This is a genomic window from Microcystis sp. LEGE 08355, assembly GCF_015207185.1.
In the GTDB taxonomy this organism is placed as follows: domain Bacteria; phylum Cyanobacteriota; class Cyanobacteriia; order Cyanobacteriales; family Microcystaceae; genus Microcystis; species Microcystis panniformis.
On record NZ_JADEXI010000936.1, the window covers coordinates 1 to 1,133 of the forward strand.

Consider the following 1,133-nt stretch of genomic DNA (forward strand, 5'->3'; position numbering starts at 1 on the left):
CCCCTTATTAAGGGGGGATTAAAGGGGGGACTAAGGGGGGATCGGCACCCCCCTTATCAAGGGGGGCAGGGGGGATCGAACCTAAAATCCATTTTTAATTTAATTATAACCAGCTACTTACCTATGGAAAACTTAGATTTAAAGAAATCCTCGCCCTTCTTACTTATCTCACCGTTTTTTCTCTGGGGAACAGCGATGGTAGCGATGAAAGGTGTTATCCCCCACACCACCCCCCTATTTATGGCGGCAATTCGCCTTGTTCCCGCCGGAATGTTAGTTTTAATGGTAGCTTGGTTTTTAGGTCGTCCTCAGCCCAAAACCCTGCAAGCATGGTTATGGATTGCCCTTTTTGCTCTCATGGATGGCACTCTTTTTCAAGGTTTTCTGGCATTGGGATTAAATCGCACCGGGGCGGGGTTAGGATCGGTAATTATTGACTCCCAACCCCTAGCGGTGGCTTTAATGTCGAGTTGGCTATTTAAAGAAGTTATCGGTGTCTGGGGATGGTTAGGATTGGGTTTAGGGATTGGGGGAATTAGTTTAATCGGCTTGCCCGATCAATGGTTTTATGACTTTTTTGGACAAAAAGCGGTAAATATTGACTTTAGCTGGCAGGAATTACTAAATAGCGGCGAAATGCTCATGCTTTTGGCTTCCCTATCCATGGCGGTGGGAACAGTCTTAATCCGGTTTGTCTGTCGTCATGCGGATCCCGTCAGTGCCACGGGATGGCACATGATTTTAGGGGGATTGCCGCTATTTTTAGCTTCAGGTTTCACCGAATCCCATCAATGGCAAAATATAGATTTAAATGGTTGGTTAGCTTTAAGTTATGCCACGATTTTTGGTAGTGCGATCGCCTATGGAATATTCTTTTATTTAGCCGCCAAGGGCAATTTAACCAGTTTAAGTTCTTTAACTTTTTTAACTCCGGTTTTTGCCCTCACTTTCGGGAATTTATTCCTCGGTGAGATGTTAAGTGTATTGCAATGGGTGGGGGTATCTTTAACCCTTGTTAGTATTTATTTAATCAATCAAAGGGAAAGAATCGCCCCACAATTGCGGGCAATTTTTGCTAATCTTTCCTCTGCTTCCGTGAAGTAAACATGAGTGTTGGGTGTTGGGTTTTAGGG

1 protein-coding gene is annotated in these 1,133 nt (G+C 44.4%); it reads left to right on the top strand.

What is annotated here, in order from left to right:
- Nucleotides 1-123 precede the first annotated feature (123 nt).
- Nucleotides 124-1,104 (top strand): DMT family transporter, encoded by a 981-nt coding sequence (locus IQ242_RS25420; RefSeq protein ID WP_193961858.1) that lies wholly within the window; start codon nt 124-126, stop codon nt 1,102-1,104.
- The last annotated feature ends 29 nt before the right edge of the window (nt 1,105-1,133 follow it).